This window comes from Actinacidiphila sp. bgisy167, from assembly GCF_057707665.1.
On sequence record NZ_JBYIQP010000076.1, the window covers coordinates 18045 to 34404 of the forward strand.

Annotated in this window: 16 protein-coding genes; 6 read left to right on the forward strand and 10 right to left on the reverse strand. The window is 70.2% G+C overall.

Annotated elements, in window-relative coordinates:
- Positions 1–359: 359 nt before the first annotated feature.
- Positions 360–869, forward strand: coding sequence for a cupin domain-containing protein (locus AC3ET4_RS24315; protein WP_431952863.1), 510 nt, complete (start codon positions 360–362; stop codon positions 867–869).
- A 161-nt stretch (positions 870–1030) separates the two neighbouring features.
- Here AC3ET4_RS24315 and AC3ET4_RS24320 read toward each other — a convergent pair whose 3' ends face one another.
- Complete coding sequence (locus AC3ET4_RS24320; protein WP_431952865.1) at positions 1031–3379, reverse strand: M4 family metallopeptidase; 2349 nt, start codon at positions 3377–3379, stop codon at positions 1031–1033.
- Positions 3380–3883: 504 nt separating this feature from the next.
- Here AC3ET4_RS24320 and AC3ET4_RS24325 point away from each other — a divergent pair.
- From AC3ET4_RS24325 to AC3ET4_RS24345, 5 genes are all read left to right on the forward strand, one after another.
- Entirely contained in the window at positions 3884–4207 is a 324-nt protein-coding gene (locus tag AC3ET4_RS24325; protein ID WP_431952867.1) for an SRPBCC domain-containing protein, read from the forward strand.
- Between the two features lie 585 nt (positions 4208–4792).
- Positions 4793–5104, forward strand: coding sequence for a DUF6317 family protein (locus tag AC3ET4_RS24330; RefSeq protein ID WP_488175957.1), 312 nt, complete (start codon positions 4793–4795; stop codon positions 5102–5104).
- Positions 5101–6399 carry a hypothetical protein gene (locus tag AC3ET4_RS24335; RefSeq protein WP_431952871.1) on the forward strand — a complete coding sequence of 433 codons (1299 nt, stop codon included), beginning with the start codon at positions 5101–5103 and terminating at the stop codon, positions 6397–6399. Before AC3ET4_RS24330 ends, AC3ET4_RS24335 begins: the two co-directional genes overlap by 4 nt.
- Positions 6389–7105, forward strand: coding sequence for a hypothetical protein (locus tag AC3ET4_RS24340; protein ID WP_431952873.1), 717 nt, complete (start codon positions 6389–6391; stop codon positions 7103–7105). Before AC3ET4_RS24335 ends, AC3ET4_RS24340 begins: the two co-directional genes overlap by 11 nt.
- Before the next feature lie 27 nt (positions 7106–7132).
- Positions 7133–7747, forward strand: coding sequence for a hypothetical protein (locus AC3ET4_RS24345; RefSeq protein WP_431952875.1), 615 nt, complete (start codon positions 7133–7135; stop codon positions 7745–7747).
- Positions 7748–7866: 119 nt separating this feature from the next.
- On the opposite strand, the gene AC3ET4_RS24350 is transcribed toward AC3ET4_RS24345, so the two are convergent.
- The 9 genes from AC3ET4_RS24350 to AC3ET4_RS24390 form a co-directional block, all read right to left on the reverse strand.
- Complete coding sequence (locus AC3ET4_RS24350; protein WP_431952877.1) at positions 7867–8439, reverse strand: hypothetical protein; 573 nt, start codon at positions 8437–8439, stop codon at positions 7867–7869.
- Between the two features lie 23 nt (positions 8440–8462).
- The gene (locus AC3ET4_RS24355; RefSeq protein ID WP_431952879.1) at positions 8463–9980 is read right to left on the reverse strand and encodes a putative T7SS-secreted protein; all 1518 of its coding nucleotides are present in this window, start codon (positions 9978–9980) and stop codon (positions 8463–8465) included.
- Between the two features lie 25 nt (positions 9981–10005).
- Positions 10006–10725 (reverse strand): hypothetical protein, encoded by a 720-nt coding sequence (locus AC3ET4_RS24360; RefSeq protein ID WP_431952880.1) that lies wholly within the window; start codon positions 10723–10725, stop codon positions 10006–10008.
- Positions 10725–11033, reverse strand: a complete 309-nt coding sequence (locus tag AC3ET4_RS24365) for a DUF6317 family protein (protein ID WP_431952882.1) — start codon at positions 11031–11033, stop codon at positions 10725–10727. Before AC3ET4_RS24365 ends, AC3ET4_RS24360 begins: the two co-directional genes overlap by 1 nt.
- 161 nt (positions 11034–11194) lie before the next feature.
- Positions 11195–12574 carry a S8 family serine peptidase gene (locus tag AC3ET4_RS24370; RefSeq protein WP_431952884.1) on the reverse strand — a complete coding sequence of 460 codons (1380 nt, stop codon included), beginning with the start codon at positions 12572–12574 and terminating at the stop codon, positions 11195–11197.
- A gap of 74 nt (positions 12575–12648) precedes the next feature.
- Positions 12649–14196 (reverse strand): hypothetical protein, encoded by a 1548-nt coding sequence (locus tag AC3ET4_RS24375; protein WP_431952886.1) that lies wholly within the window; start codon positions 14194–14196, stop codon positions 12649–12651.
- A 48-nt stretch (positions 14197–14244) separates the two neighbouring features.
- The gene (locus tag AC3ET4_RS24380; RefSeq protein WP_431952888.1) at positions 14245–14559 is read right to left on the reverse strand and encodes a hypothetical protein; all 315 of its coding nucleotides are present in this window, start codon (positions 14557–14559) and stop codon (positions 14245–14247) included.
- Between the two features lie 22 nt (positions 14560–14581).
- On the reverse strand, positions 14582–15835 hold the full coding sequence (gene mycP, locus AC3ET4_RS24385) for a type VII secretion-associated serine protease mycosin (protein ID WP_431952890.1): 1254 nt from the start codon (positions 15833–15835) through the stop codon (positions 14582–14584).
- 130 nt (positions 15836–15965) lie between these two features.
- Positions 15966–16256 (reverse strand): WXG100 family type VII secretion target, encoded by a 291-nt coding sequence (locus AC3ET4_RS24390; protein ID WP_431952892.1) that lies wholly within the window; start codon positions 16254–16256, stop codon positions 15966–15968.
- Positions 16257–16360: the final 104 nt, after the last annotated feature.

A 16360-nucleotide genomic window follows, 5' to 3' on the forward strand; every position in this document is an offset into this window, starting at 1 on the left:
ATCTCCTTGAGCCTGCCGTCGGCATCCGGCGTGTCGGCGAGTGTCCTGAGCGCCTTGCGCAGGCGGCGGGCCTGCGCGGGGTCGGCGGCGACGTCCATCAGGTCCGCGTCGCTGATCTCCTTGCCCATCGGATGCGTTCCCCCGGTCGAGAGCGTTGTGACGGATGTGCTCATGCCATCGTGTCACCGGCGCGGCGCCGTCGCCACGTCCAGCGTCAGGCGGTCCCGAAGCGACCGCCCCCGGCACCCCGGACACGTCTCGTCGGCCTTTCGGCCCTGCTCCCCGGAGCGCTGGCCTCAGTCGCCGGTCGGATGTGGCACCGTCTGTCTGACCGCTGCCGAAGGAGGCGACGAACGATCATGTCCTACCCCGAGCCCCGCTATCTCGGAGAGCAGGGCGAGGTCAGCGCCCTGTTCCGGTCCGCCGACACCGCCGCGGACGTGATCGCGCCCTCGGGCAACCGCACCCACTACCTGGCCACGCACGCGTCGACGGGCGGCTGCTTCGGCCTGTACCGGGTCGACATGGCCCCGGGCTCCCCGGGCCCCAGCACCCACTTCCACCGGTCGATCTCGGAGTCCTTCTTCGTCCTCTCCGGGGCGCTGCAGCTCTTCGACGGCGAGCGCTGGATCACCGCCCGCTCCGGGGACTTCCTCCACGTGCCGGCCGGGGGCCTGCACGCCTTCCAGAACGACTCGGACGAGCCGGCGTCGATGCTGCTGCTCTTCGCACCCGGCGCGCCCCGGGAGGAGTACGTCGAAAGGGCGGGGGAGATGGCGCTGCGCGGGGGTGCGGCGTTCCGGGAGTTCCTGCTCCGCCACGACAGCTTCTTCGTGGAGCCCCCGCAGGTCGGGCCGGAGCCTCTGTGACGGGCCGGGACCGCTTTGTCGGAAGGCCCGGCGGGAGGGACCTCCGAGCGTCGTACTGCTGAGGCCCGACGGCACGGCGGCCGGTGACGACCGTGCCGCCGGGCTCCAGGGAGCCCGGCGGCACGATCACCGCGCGAGGACGCGGCCGGGAACGTGGAGTGTCAGAAGGTCAGGCTCCAGCGCTGCAGGTGACCCGGGTCCAGGTCGTAGAAGCCGGGCGTGCCGTCGATGACACGCAGCTTCCAGGTGCCGACCGCCGGGACGGCCGAGGCGTCGACGGTGTAGGTCTCGTGGAGCTCGGGCAGCTGCTCCCACACCCAGGGCTTCACCGGGATGACGGTGCCGTCAGGGGCGATCAGGTCGATCACCTGGGCGCCGGTGAACCCGTGGTCGAGGTCGACCGTGACCTTGAGCTCGCGCGGCGCCTTGCCCGGCTTGCCCTTGACGATCAGCGGCGACTCCACCTGGCCCCACTGGGGGATCACATAGGTCGTGGGGTTGACGAAGAAGTGCCCACCGGACTCGAGCACGGTCCAGGTCACCGGGATCGACCGGGTCTCGGCCGCCGAGGTGGTGATGTCGATGACCGTGTCATAGGTGCCGGCCTTGCTCGGCGTGCCGGTGATGAGACCGCTGCGGTCGATGGACAGGCCCTTGGGCAGCTTCTCGGCCGAGTAGCTCAGCGCGCCGGGACGGGTGCTGATCGCCGTGATCTGCCGGCTGACCGGCTGGCCCAGGGCCACCGGCTCGGTGGGCAGGGACTCCACGGCGATGTGCTGGACGAAGCGGGGCCCGACGTTGACGCCCGCCCAGGCGTTGGCGACGGACTCGTAGGCGTCGCTCTGGGTGCCGAAGAGGTCGGCCGCGGCCTGCAGCGTGGCCGTCCGCGCGCCCGGGTAATCGGTGGTGCTGGTCATGTAGACGGTGAGCGCGCGGTACACGACGTTGGTGGCGTTGTGCAGCCCGATGCCGGCCACCGGCTGGCCGTCGTAGGTCGGGCTGTCGTAGTCGACGCCGTTGATGGTCTTGCGCCCGCTGCCCTCGGCCATCAGGTAGAAGAAGTGGTCGCCGATGCCCGCCGCCATGTGCGCCTCGGCCGACTTCGCGCTCGGCGACCAGTAGTCCAGGGGGACCTCGCCGTTGGTCGGGTGGGGACCCAGCTTGCTGGGGCGGTCCATGTAGCGGATGGGCTTGCCGTCGCCGTGGAGGTCGCTCTCCTCGGCCACCAGGTAGTCGGGCACGTCGGTCTTGCTGTCGGCGAAGAACTCGACCGCGGCGGCCATCATGTCGCTGATCGCCTCGTTCAGCGCCGGGGACTCCCCGTAGTCGCCGAGACGGGCCGTGGTGGAGGTGACGCCGTGCGTCATCTCGTGGGCGGCGATGTCCAGCGACGTCACCGGGTGCTGTCCGTCCGCGCCGTCGCCGTAGCTCATGCAGAAGCAGCCGTCCTGCCAGTTGGCGTTGGCGAGAGGGACCCCTCGCGACTGCTCGTAGTGCACGCGCGAGTAGCTGCTGCGGCCGTCGTTGGCTATGCCGTTGCGGCCGAAGCGGTCGTGGTAGAAGTTCCAGGTGGTCTGCGCGCCATAGGCGGCGTCCACCGCCGCGGTCTGCGGGTCCGCCGCGGTGCCGTCACCGTACACGTCGTCGTCGTCGGTGAACGGAACGCCCCGGGAGTCCACGCTCGCGTCCAGCGTCCGGTGTCCGGTCTGCGGGTCGGTCAGCACGAAGGTGCCGTCGTCCTGGCGGGTGGAGCCGATCGTGACCTGCCCGCTGTGCTGGCTGTTGCCCGTGGCGGATTCCACCTGCTCGGCGGTCTCCAGGACGTCGCCGGTCGCCGCGTCGGTCACGACGTGCAGCTCGCTCGGAGACCCGTCCTCCTGCACGCCGGTGACGACCGACTCCCAGGCCAGCGTCGGCTTCTCGCCCTTGTTCCAGACGACCAGGCGCGGGGCCGCGTCGACCGCCGCCTCGTCGGTGCCCTCGGTCGCGGCCGTGCTGAGGGACGACTTCCTGGCGGTCGCCGCCGGAACCTCGGCCTTGGTCGTCGGCAGGGACAGCTTCGCCTTCGAGGCGTAGGTGACGGACGGCTTCGCATCCCGCCGGTGCACGACCAGGTCGCCGCCGAGGACGGGCAGTCCGGCGTACGTCCGCTCGTAGCGGAGGTGAACCGTTCCGTCGGCGTCCTTGACGACGTCGCGGGGAACCAGCGCCTCCTGGGCGCCGAGCCCCAGCTCGCGAGCCGTGTCCGCGGCGCTCTCGGCTGCCTTGTCGAGCAGCTTGCGGCGCTGTTCCGGCGAGAGGGCCACGGCTGCGGCGCCCGCCCTGGGCGTCGCCTTGATCTGAGGGAGCGCTCCTGTTGCGTGCCGCGCGGACGCGGCCTCGGGAGAGGCGGCGCCCGCCGCGGAGGACGACGCGGCGCCGGCGAGAGTGGCGACCGCCACTGCCGCGGCGAGCAGTGACAGGGACCGGCGTCTGCCAGAGGCCGATCGCCCGCTGAGGGAGTTACGCACTGCTGACTTTCCTTCCGTTCGGCCGCCAGGCGATCGCCGACGGCCGTCCAACCGGGGGAAGCCGAGGGATCACCGGGCTTCCCAGGGGGTCATGGCGGAAGGATGGTTGCAGTAGGAACTCACCCTGTCAGTAGTGCGAAGATCCGGCGGCCGATTACCGCCGGTCGACGACGGAGCCGAATCGCCTCGCCGACCTGGCCATTTACGACATGGAAACATCCGGGAAACGATGGATCTTGACTGAATCTGCGTCCATGCGACGGAAACTGCCATGTCGCCAGGTAGGCGCGCGTGTTGGACCTGCGCGCGATGGGGCGGACCACGGCAGTGCCCGGCCGCCCCCGGTCCACGGGCCGTCTGCCCGCCCCGCCGCCATCCCACGCCTCACGCTCCGCTCCCCCACGGACCTGTTACCGGGGCACCGATGAGTTCTCCCGGGCCGCCCGACCCTGTCTATGGAGTCGTTCCCCAGGGGCACGGCCCACCCCCTGGGAAGGCGACACCATGAACGACATCAGCATCACCCGGGTCTTCGACGCCCCGCTCGCGGAGGTGTGGAAGGTTTGGACCGAGCCGGAGTTACTTCGCCCAGTGGTTCGGCGCCCCGCTGCCGACCGTCTCCAGCGACGTGCGCCCCGGTGGCGCCTGGCGCGCGACCATCACCAGCCGCACGGCGAGATGCCGCTGAGCGGGGTGTACCAGGAGGTCGAGGCGTACAAGCGGCTGATGTGGACGATGGAGGTCTCCGGCGCGCCCGAGGTCGTCATGGACGCCACCTTCACCGACCACGGCGACCGAGGTCGTCTACCGCCAGCCCGGCGTCTCTAAGGAGCACTGTGCCACGGCGGAGGCCGGCGCCTCACGTGCCGGAGCTGCGGCGCCGCGGCCACGCCGCGGTCGCGGTGGGCCGCCCCTGAGGGGACCACTGCGCGGGGCTGTCGGGAGTACGCCGACGCGGGCGGCCGCGCGCCGCTGGTGTCGGCCTCCCAGCCGTGAGCCGGGTTCAGCGCGCCTCTGGCCTGCGCGCCTCCGGTGGGACCGGCTCGTGCTGCTCATACCGGTCAACGCGATGGTCCTGGCCCCCGGTGAGGCCGCCGGCAGTGGTGGGCCGCCACGGGCCGGCCGGAGGCCCGGCGCGCCCTCGACCTCGCCGAGGGACGTCCGGCCGGTCCCCGCCGCCTTCCACCGCGGCGCAGCCCAGGACCGGCCCGGCGTCGAGGAGGACGTCCTGCCGGACGGGCGGCGCCGGACGGGCGGGCGGGCGGAGCCGGGTCCCCGGCGGGCACGCGGCGGGAACGAGATCGCCACAGCTCCTGCACCGGACCATCACAATCGCCCGGTGGGGCCGGAGGCCGGGCCTGGCTAGGCTCTGTGGTGGACACATCATCGACAGAGCATCGCAGAAGGGTTGCCATGGGGGACAAATTCTCGGTGGACACAGGGGAATTGGGGCAATTCATGCGAACCCTCAAGGAGGCGCACGCCTCCTTGGACGAGGTGCGCAAGCAGATGAAGAACACCACGTCGGGTGGCATGGGCACCAAGGAGCTGGACGAGGCCTGCGACAGCTTCCAGAAGCACTGGAGCCACGGGTCGGAGCAGATAGCCGAGCAGGCCAAGAAGCTCGGTGAGGCCGTCGGCCAGACCAAGGCCAACTACGAAGATGTGGAGAACGCCCTGCGGGATGCGTTCCAGAAGGCGGGTTCACAAGGGGGCGGGAAATGACGCGCAGTTACCCGCACCTGGGCTTCGACCCCACTCCGGGAACCGTCGCCACCGTCAACGCGCTGCGCACGCGGCTGACCTCCTCCGCCGAGAAGCTGGACCAGGCATACCGGCTCGTCGAACGGCTCCGTGCGGGTACGTCCTGGGAGGGCGACGCGGCCGTCGCCTTCCGCGAGGAACTCGACGGCGCGCTCCCGGACAACCTGCGCAAGGCCCACACCTCCCTCCTCAAGGCCGCGGCGGCACTGGGCGGATGGGAGACGGACCTCGGCGGCTATCAGGACCGGGCCCATACCCTCGACGAGGAGGCCGGGACGGCGCAGCAGAAGCTGGAGGCCGCCAAGGCGCGGGAACGCAGCGCACAGGCCGATCCCGACCTCAAGCTCGCGGGACAGACCTTCGCCACGGACGCGGAACTGCAGAACGCTCAGTCCCGGCTGGACCGGGCCACGCAGAGGCTCAGCGCCGCGACCACCGCGGTCAACGACGCCCAGGGCAACCTGGACGCCGTGCTCAAGCGCGCCCGCGACCTGGCGGAGGAACACTCCACCACCGCCCGCGCCAACGCCCGTATTATGAGCGACGCCACGGACAAGCTGGCACCTGAGGAGCCTGGCTGGTTCAGCAAGGCCATGGACTGGCTCGGCGACAACCTGACCGACGTCCTCGGCACCATCGCCGCGGTGGCGGGCCTGCTGGCCCTGCTCCTGACGGGCCCGATCGGGGTCGCCCTCCTGCTGGTGGCCGCCGCGGCCAGTGCCGCCACGCTCATCTCCCGCCTCTCGGACCCCAAGGTCCGCGCCTCACTCAAGGACGGCTTCACGAAGGGCGAGTTCGACGCCGACTTCTGGAACAACGCGGTGGGCGTCGTGGGCGACACCCTCGGCGTGGTCCCCGGTGTCGGCGCGGTGTCACGCGGCATCAACGGGGCCGTGCGGTCGGCGAGTGCCGCCACCGAGGCACTCACCCTGACCGAGCGGCTGGCGAGCGCGGGCAGCAAGACCTGGTTGGCCGCCGAGCGCATCGCGGGCGCGGAGAATCCGCTCACCACCTTGCTGGTCAAGGGCGCGACGAATCCCGAGCGTGCCGGCAGGGTCCTCGACGTCGCCGTCGCGAGCGCCGGTACGGCCACCGCGGCCTACGGCACCGCCAAGAACATCTTCGACGAGATCAAGAAGAGCCCGGTGGAGAACACCGCCACCGTCATGGACGCCATCCGGGCCGGCACCATCGACGGCGCGGCTCACGGGAGCACGGCGCTCAAGACCCTTAAGGTGCTGCTCAATGCCCACTGACGGCACGAACCAGCCCATGGCGGCCGAGGAGTTCGGCTACGCGGTCGACGACTCCGCGCTCCGGAACGACTGCGCGGTCTGGTTCGCGCTGCCGCCCGGCTTCGTGGAGATCCCGTACGACGCACTACTCGCCGAGCCCGACACCGAGCGGGCGGTACGGCTGATCGAAGCGATCGGCGCCCTGCTGGAACTGATCCCGGAGGAGCGGCACGAAGCCTTCGTCGAGGAGCTGCGCGAGGCCCGGGTGATCAGCGAACTGCTGCGCGCCGAAGGCACGGTGCACTGCTCGATGGGGGTGCACGAGGCGGCCGACGGCAGCCTGGTCCACTCCGTGTTCACCATCATGTGGCGTCAGACACCGTGGATGCCGCCCGTGCTGGGAGCCGCCAAGGCGGCGACGGCGCGTGACGCCGACGTGGTCGAGTACGTGGACCTGCCCTGCGGCCCGGCCGCCCTCACCGAGGGCACGCTGGGGGCGGAGAGCAGGGAGGTGTACCAGGCGGCGGCCCACCTCGCGCACCCCGACGGCCGGCATATCGCCGTCCTCACCCTCAGCACGACCGCCACGGCGGAGCGCGGGCACTACCGGGACATCCTCGGCGCGGCCGCCCGTATGGTGAGCTTCGACAATCCGCTGCCCGCGAGCATGCGTGCGCGGATCCCCGAGTCCGAGGTGGCTGCCTCGGTACGGTCCGTCTTCGGCTGACCTGGAAACCGGAAGGAGGTTCCATCGATGCGGGCGACCGGTGCCGCGCAGTTCAAGACCGCCTGGGAGCACCCGCCGACGCGCAGGGCGTGGGTGCGCACGGTGCTGTTCCGGTCTGTCACGCTGCTGGTGTGGCTGGCCGCGCTGCCCGCGTGGCTGTACGCCGTGCTGCTCACCCCGGTGTGGACGCTGGTGATCTGGATGCCGGTGTTCTTCGTCGTCCTCTACTACGCCATCCTGGCCGTCGGTGGCGTCCTGCCGCTGCCGGGGCTGCGCCGGGTCCTGCGGCACTACCCGTGGCAGGTGCACCCCGGCTCCGTCGCCGAGCCGGTGAAGACCGGCGGGACGCGCTTCGTGTTCCCGGATCCGGAGCGTTCCGGGAAGACGGTCGCGCTTCGTCACGGCGGGTACCTGGGCGGCGGCCGGACGTTCTGGGTCCGCGGCGTCAGAGCCGGCGGTGTGACCGAGGTGTGGTTCGCCGGTGACCCGCGCTTCATCGGTGCCGTCGCCGCGCCGGGTCCGGCCCGGCTGATCCGCTGTGCCCAGCGTGAGGCTGTCGACGACCGCATGTCGGCCCGCAGGCAGGGCGTCAGCCCGGAGGCCAGGGAACGCGCCCGCGCGGCCGGAGCGCGGGTGGGATAGACGGTTCACAGGTGCCGTCGCATCGATGGTGGGGTGCGCCGGGACGCCACGTCGCCGGGCCGGCCAGATTCGGTATCGTCATGGCGCGATTAGCATGTACGCGTCGTCCCGGCCCCGGCTCACCCGCGTACCTCGTCCCGTCCGTGGGCGCTGTGCGCCGTGGGGTCCGCCGCACGGCGCAGGACCAGCCACACGGGCAGGTCGCGCAGCCCGTCCTGGTCGGCGGTCCAGCCGTGTTCCGCCGCGATCTGCAGAGCGCGGCCCGCCCCCATGTGCCGGAAGTAGCTGTCGTCCACCTCCACGCGGCCGTCCCGGTGCCGCCACGTCGTCCCGCTGCTCTGCCTCCCCTCGAGGACGGGCGTCCGCCCGTCGAACAGGGCACGGAACTGGTCCTCCAGCCCAGCCGTGTCGGCCGAGCGCTCACGCCGCAGCCGCTTGCGGTTGAGCCACATCCGGCGGCGCAGGCGCCAGCGCCTGCCGCTGCCCGGCGGACCCGGCACGTCGAGGCCCCACACGAACGCCAGGGGGAACAGCACCACGAAGTAGACGACCAGCACGACGACATAGGGCAGCGCCCACAGCGCCATGAGAAGGGGGAACCACAGCCACTGGATCGTGTACCGCAACCACAGGACCCCCGCCGACTTCGCGGGCCGCGACGCCATGCGCGGATCGGCGTACACCATGCTCATCAGACCAGCCTGCCTGCTCGACACTAACCGAAGGGATTGACGCGGGAAACGTCGTCCAGCACCCTGCCCGCCGTCTCGCGTGCACGGTCCATCGACTCGCGCACCTTCTCCGACGCGTACTGGACGTCCTCGGACACCAGGCGCACACCCTCTTTGTACAAGTTGTTCGCGCCTACGACGGCCTCGTACCCGCGAGCGGTCCACGACCGCGGATCGACATACTGGCGGACCACCTCCCCCGCGTCGTCGACGATCGGTTTCACCGAGTCGGCGATCGCGGGAATGCGCCCGAGAGGAGTGTGCTCGACGAGCTTCGGCACGACCTGGTCCAAGGCGCTGCCGAGCTTTCCACCTGCCGCGCGGTACAGGTTGGCGTCGCCGAACTCCTTGGCCACGGCCACTTTCAGCCGCTCGCCGAAGGTCTCTGCCGTGATCTTCACGGCGTCGACCTTGGCGCCGACGACCCCCAAAGAGCGCATGCCCTCGTCGGCGACGAAGTTCCGGGCCGTGCCGCCGACGGCCGCGACGATGTCGTCCGCCCGCTTGAAGGCGTCGGCGGCTTTGGCGCCCATCTCCAGCATGTTGGTGGGGATCTTCACCCCCGTGAACGCGCCCTTGATCACCTTCCCGCCCCGCAGGAAATCACCGAACGGAATGAACCCGGCCACGTCCAGCCCTATGTCGAGCCACGATCCCTTCTTGGAGCCGGCTGCCCAGCCGGCGGCGTGGAAGGCCAGCGCTCCGCCGTTCAGCACCAGGCCGATGGCCTCGAAGACGACGGCCCCGACGACGGTCTCCGCGAGCAGGATGGCCAGGACGTCGCAGGCGGCGCTGGCGTAGCCGAGCCAGTCACCGATCTTGTAAAGGGTGTCGGCGTTGGCCTTCATCCACTCCCCGACGTCGCCGGCGAGTTCCTTGACACGGTCGCCCAGACCCTTGAGGGCGTCCATGAAACGGTCGAGGAGGCCCGGCTCGTCCGGTGCCCGCTCGGCGGCCCGGCGGATCGCCGCCGCGGCCGAGCGCGCCTCCTGCTCGTGCTCCGCCAGCAGATGCTGGGCCTTCGCGATGACGGCGTTCAGCCCTTCGGTGGCGTTGTCGACCTGTCTGACAGCGTGGTCCAGGCGCTGCTGGGCGTCCCGCAGGGCCTGGTCCGTGTCGAAGACGCGACCGGCGAGCGCGAGGTCGGGGTTGGCCTGCGCCTCCTTCAGGACCCGGCGCGCTTCCTTCGCCTCGGCCTCGTAGCGGGCGGCGAGATCCTGGAAGTCCGTCAGCTGCGACTGCCACCGGTGGAGGGTGTGAGCGGCATCGAGCAGCGAGCCGTACCCGTCGTTCAGGTATTTCGGCAGCTCGGCGACCTTGCGGGAGAACCCCGCTGCGGCGTCCCCCTCCCAGATGCCGTCGCTCTTGCCCAGCCCGGTCAGTGTGGTGTGCGCCTGGTGCAGTTGGTTGCCCACCTTGCTCAAGGTGGTGACCAGCCTCTCGACGGAAGCGGGCATGCCGGGCGCAGGGTCGAATCCGAGAGCTTCATATGTGATGGCCACGACGGATACCTCCTCCTCGAAGCGGTCAGCCGAAGGTGCGGGGGTGTGGTGCGGGTGCGTTCACCGCCGGTTCGCCCGCCTCATGGGCCGCCTCGGTGGAGCCGAACGCGATGGTGTCCGCGACGTCCGCCAGAACGGCCTGGTACATGAAGAGGTCCTGTACATCAGGCGTGCTCAGGCTGAGCAGCAGCACTCTGTCCTGGTCCGGGAACGGTATCCACACCTCGATCCGGACGAAGAAGCGCTCCTCTTCGCCGCGTTCCTGTTCCCACACCGCGCGTGAGCCGCTGACGTGGACGACCGCCGGTCCGGCGGGAAGGGTGATCAGATGCGCCTCGCCGCCGACGGACGTCCGGCCGAGCCATTCCGCGATGCCCGCCGCGGCGAGCCCGGGGTCGGTTACCTCGAGGTCGCGAACACTCATGACGAGAGTGCAGCGGCTCACGCGCTCAGGCGCCTCGGCACCGTCCGCGGTGCCGCCGATCGGGAAGACGCCAAGGGCGTGGTAGACGGCGCCCTCGGCCGCCAACTGCCGGGCGTTCGCCCCGTACATGGCCTTCAGCAGCCTCCGGAGCGGTTCGAGTTCCTCCGCCTCGCCCCAGTAGTCCCGCGCGAAATCCGTCATCTGGGCGTCGAACACATCCTCGTCGACCCCCAGGCCCAGCGGTATCCCGTGGAACTCGTGCTGGACCTGGAACCGGAAGGCCGTGGTGTTCTCGCCGGCCACATCGGTGTCCGCGCCCATCAGGCGTTCCCTGCCTTGCCGGACGCCTGGAACGAGTCGGCGATCTGCTGCTCCAGGGTCGCGTACACCTTGTGCGTGGCCGAGAGCCCCTCGCTGATCCCACCCGTCGCGTCCGCGATGAGCCCGATCCCGTAGCCCCAGGCATCCTGGAAGTCGCCGCAGGCCTTCTCCAGTTCGGCCAGTCCCGCCCCCTGCGGGCCGATGTCCTTCAGCTGCTTCATGGCGGACCGCATGTCGTCCGCGCAGGTGCCGAGTTGTGTGCTCAGACGCCCGAGCGCGTCGAGCTCGACCTTGTAGTAGCCGGCCATGGCCGATCACCTTCCCCCGTCTGCGTTCAGAAATGATCCGTCTCCCGCCCGCGATGGCGGGAGACGCGCACGAGAGCCGCCTGGCCCACCGCCTGGTACGCCGGGTGGCGTCGCCGGACCTCCAGGACTCCGTCACAGCCGGATCCCGGCTACTGGTTCGACTACTGTCCCGGGCCCTGCCGCTGCTGCTGGTAGGGATTGCCCGTCTGTCCTGGGTGCTGCTGGTGGTGCTGATGGTGCTGGTAGGGGTTGTCTGACTGCCCTGGGTGCTGCTGGTGCGGCGGCTGGCCGTACTGCGGTTGTCCGCCGCCGCCCCACCCCGCGGGCGTACCCGTCCCCCCGGGGCCGCCGCGGTCGCCGCCCTTGCCGCGGCGGGCCAGCTTCACGATCAGCAAGACGACCAGCGCCAGCACCAGCAGACCCACCAGGCCCATCGCGCTGAGCGCGATGACCTGCTTGCGGTCGGCAGCGGCCTGTTCGTCGTCGCTCATGCCGCCGCCGATGGCGTTGGGCGCGTCCGTGGCGTCCTGGCTGCCTCGCAGCGACGCCGGCACCTCGAGCGGGCCGTACTCGGGCCCGGCGGGGATCTCCCGGGTGAGCGCGGCGAGCGGCTGGATGAATCCGTATCCATACCGCTCGTCCGGGAGGGCGAGGCCCTTGGCGGAAGCCGGCAGACCGGCGGTCTCCGTCAGCCGGTTGACGATCTGCCCTGCGGTGAGGTCCGGGAACTTCGAGCGGAGCAGGGCCGCGGCAGCGGATACATAGGCGGTGGCGTCGGAGGTTCCGTTGGCGGATCGGTATGGGAACGACGCGGTGCCCCCTCCCGCGGACACGATGTGCGTCCCCGGCGCCGTCAGGAGGATGCCCTGCCCGAAGTTGGATTTCTCCCAGATCTCTCCGGCGTTGTTGACTGCGCCGACTGGCAGCACGCCGGAGTCACTGGCGGGATACATCCACGCCTCCCGCCCTCGTCCGTTGTTCCCCGTCCCCACCACGACCAGGACGTCCTTCTTCAAGGCGTAGGCAACCGCTTCCTCCTCCGCGGTCGAGCGACTCGAGATCTGCTGCGAGATGTTGATGACCGAAGCCCCGTGGTCAACGGCATAACGGATGGACGGCCCAAAGCCCTGCAGGGCTTCGCCGGTGTCACGAATGGCAAGAATCTTGGCGTCCGGAGCGAGACCCCTCACCCCGCTGGCGTTGCCGGATCCATGTCCGCGCCCGGCGATGATCGATGCCATCGCGGTACCGTGCGCGTCTCCGTTCTCCGGCAGGGAGGACGCGTCATCGTCGATGAAGTCCTTGCCCTGGATCACGTTGCCCCTGAGGTCCACGTGATCGGAGTCGACACCCTCGTCGATGACGGCGACGGTGATCCCCTTGCCCGTGGAGATCTTCCAGATGGCTTCGGCGTCGAACGCCTTGAGCGGCCACTGATCATCTCTCACCTGGTCCGCAACGGCCGCAGGCGCAGCGGCGAGCACCAAGGCGCCAGCGAGTACGGCCCCGCTGACCGACCGCAGCGTTCGTGTGAAGCCCATCCGTGTCCTTCCTCGGGCAGCGGAGGACGGCTTGCCGGTCCCCCGCCTTCTCCATCCATCTGCCGATCAGTCGGCTACTCGATGACTCGCGGCGCGTTGTTGCGCTCGGGCGTCCAGGTTTCCTCGTCCTCGACCAGGTAGTCGGGGCGCTCACCTTCGGGCCGCTCTTCCTCTTGCGCTCGCTCCGTCTGGCCGCGCCCAATCATTCCGTTCGTCCCCCTGCCGGCGCTGCTGCCGCCACCGGCCCCCGACGCGCCCCGGCTCCGGTGCAAACCTGAACCACCCGGCGTACCCCGGGAGCCCGCACCTGTGCCCTGAGCGGCACCTACAACGCCGCCACCACGTCGGGCGAGGCCGCCACCGCGGCCGGCGGCCGCGCCGCCCCTGCCTCCGGCAGCACCCATGCCACCGGCGCCTGGCATACCGCCAGGCCCGACAACACCCGCGCCCTTGCCGGGCGTACCGCCACGACCAGCGGCTGTCGCACCCTGACCCGTGCCGATGACACCGGGCGCACCACCACGACCGGCGGCAGCAGCGCGCCCGGTACCCGCGGCAGATCCCGCGCGGCCCCCCGCACCGCCCCGAACGCCGGAGACAGCGCCCGCCATACCGCCCCCGGTAAAGCCGCCGCCGGTCACGCCACCAGCACCGCCTCCCGTGGTGCCTCCGGCGCCCACCCCGCCACCAGTCCCGGTCGTCCCACCACCGGCACCCGTCGTCGTGCCAGGGGATGGCGAGATCCCGTCGATCGCCGTACCGACCTGAGGTTGCGTATGGGTGGTCGGTTGGGCGACGCCGCCGGTGATGCCCGTGTCGCGGGGCGAGGTCACGTTCGCGGTGGGCTTGGCAGTCGTGCCAGTGCTCCGCGTCACACGCGCCTGGGTAGTCGGCTCGGGACGGCTGACGGAGCGGGACTGGACAGTGGGCACGACGATGGGTACCGGAGGTTCGCCGATGGGCGCCGGGGGATAGTCCTCCGGATCGTCGACGCGCCACCCCCATCTGCCGATGCTTGCGGCCTGCGAGGTGTAGGTGAGGGCGAGCGTCTCCATCCTGGCCGCCATCCGCAACTGCGCTTCCTTGCCCGCCGAGAGGCTGCCCTCGTTGTTGTCGAGGGCGTTCTGTGCACCTCGGTTGTGCTGGATGTCCTTCTGCCAGTCCTCGCTGCGGTCGAAACCTTCCGTGATCGCGTCACCCATGCTCGACAGCCTGCTGGGCTTCTCCATGCTGTCGACCTCCGCCTTGACAGGCCGCAGCACATTCGCGGCGTTCTGCATGGCAATGGAGGTACGGTCCGCGTAGGTCGCCGTGCGGTCGATCTTGGTACTGATCTTCCTGGCCTTCGTCGCGAAGCCCTCTGCGGCGGCCCCCTCCCAGTGCTGGAGGATGTGGTCAACGGTCTTGTCGAAGACGGCTTTGACGCTTTCGTCGCCCGTCACGAGCATGTCGCGGACACGTCCCCAGGCGTGCGCCACGCCCTCCACTGTGTCCGGGTTGGCATTGGCGAGCATGGCCTTCATCTGGTCCATGTTCCTGCCCGTGGCAAAGGGCGTTTTCACCTCGCCGGCGAAGCACATGTTCTCCGCCTCGCGGTACTCGTAGGACCGTCCGTCACTCATGCTTCACAACCCCCTCGTGGATCCTTCGGTGTTCGGGATGAGCACAGCTCAGCCACCTGTCATGCCGGCCTGGATGTCGTACTCGGCGTTTGAGTAATGGCCGTGCGCCTTCTTCGTGTTCTGGCCGAACCGGTCCATGACCTCGTGCACGTCAGCGATCATTTCCTCGAGGGCCGTCTTTATGGCTTCGTGGGCTTTCGCCATCTCATCAGCCTCGATGAAGCCCGATCCCAGTGCACCCGACGGCAGGTGTGTCTGGTTGACGGCGGTGGACTTGGCGCCCCCCATACTGCTGAGCACCGCGTTGAGCTTGGTGATCGTCTTCTCAAGCTCACTCAGATCGACCTTGTACTGGTCACTCATCGTGTCGCTTCCCCGTTCCTACTCATGTGTTGATCCCACGCTTGCGGCGCCAGTCGCCCAGCACCACACCCCCGCCCACCAGCAGCGCGACGGCGCCGGCCGCGCCGCCCACCGTGTAGACGGCATAGCGCTCGGTGCGTTCCCGGGGGCTCTCACCGAGGATGACGGTCGCCGCCTCGATCTTCTCCCGGGCTCCGCTGTTGACGACGGGATCCGGTGTCGGGGCGTCCTTCGGGGTGACGGCGTCGTCGTTGACGGCCGCGACGGGGTCGATGACACCCCATCCGACGAAATCGTCACGGCCCGGCTTGCTGCGATCCGCGGTCTGCTCGATCTGGGTGATGACCTGGCGGTACGTCCAGTCGGGGTGCTTGGCGCGGATGAGGGCGGCGACACCGGAGACGTACGGCGCGGAGAAGCTCGTGCCCTGGTCGATGCAGTGGCCTCCGAAGGGGACGGTGGAGACCATGTCGACGCCGGGCGCCGCGACGCCCACGAAGGGGCCGGGCTGCGAGAAGTTGGCGCGGGCGTTGTCGCGGTCGGAGGCGCCGACCGCGAGGACGCCGTCATAGGAAGCCGGATAGGTCAGCTTGGCCTGGCCGTTCGCGCCGTCGTTGCCCGCGGAGGCGACGATCAGGGCATCGCGTTCCTGGGCGTACCTGACGGCCTGCTCCAGTGCCGAGTTGGGCGGCATCGCCGTCGCGGTGTCCTGCGAGATGTTGATGACCTTGGCGCCCGCGTCAGCGGCGTGCTTGATCGCCTCGACCATGGTCCTGACCGTGCCGCCGCCCTGGTTGTCGTTCTGGCGGATGGCGAGGATCGAGGATCGCGGGGCGATACCGACGAAACCGGTGTCCTTCGAAGGCCGCGCGGCGATGATGCCGGCGACCTTGGTGCCGTGGCCGACCGGGTCCTTGGTGCCGTCGTTGTTGTCCCCTTCGATCAGATCCAGACCGCCGGGGAACTTGATCGCGGTGGCGAGCTGCCGGTTGCTCTTGTCGACTCCGGTGTCGATGACGGCGACGACCACGCCGAGGCCCTGCGTGTCCTTCCACAGCTGGTCCAGGACGATGCGCTGCAGCGACCAGGGCGTCCCCTTGATCACGTCGGAGGGGAACGAGCACTGGGTGTCGTCGATCTGGAAGCGCTCACCGCTCCCGTCGTCCGCGAGGACGGTGCGTACGTCGTCGGCGGCCGACGCCGGGGCGACGCCGGAGCTCGTCAGGCCGAAGGCGGCGAGCGCCGCTGCGGCGGCGGTTGCGGCGGTGCGCCTCACGGCGTGCGATCCCACTTGTCCCCGTCCTCCCGTTGTGTGCGGTCCGTGGTCAAACCGCCGGTGAGGGCGGGAACGTACGGTGTCCGTACGCGCCCGCCCTCATCAGGTGCTCCGCGGCCAGGTGGCGCGATCAGCCCCAGATCTGCTGGTTCTTGGTCTCGGTGGCCTGGTAGTTCTGCGCGGCCGTGTCGAGGGCGCGGGCGATGGCCTCGAGCGTCTGGTGCATGGACGCGGCGCGCTTGTCCCACTCGATCTGCTTGGCCTGGTAGGCCTCCTGCGCGGAGCCGTCCCACGAGGCCGCGATCTTCTTCACGCCGGCCTCGAGATCGTCCAGCTGGCGCCTGATGTTGTTGGCCGTCGTACGCACATCGCTCGCGGCCTGGGAGATGGTCTGGAAGTTGACCAGGATCTGCCCGGACATGTGTGTCTCCTCGGGAAGTTGGGTTCGGACGGGTGATCCGGTGGCGGGGGGGGGGGGGGGGGGGGGGGGGGGGGGGGGGGAGGGGGGGGGGGGGGGGGGGGGGG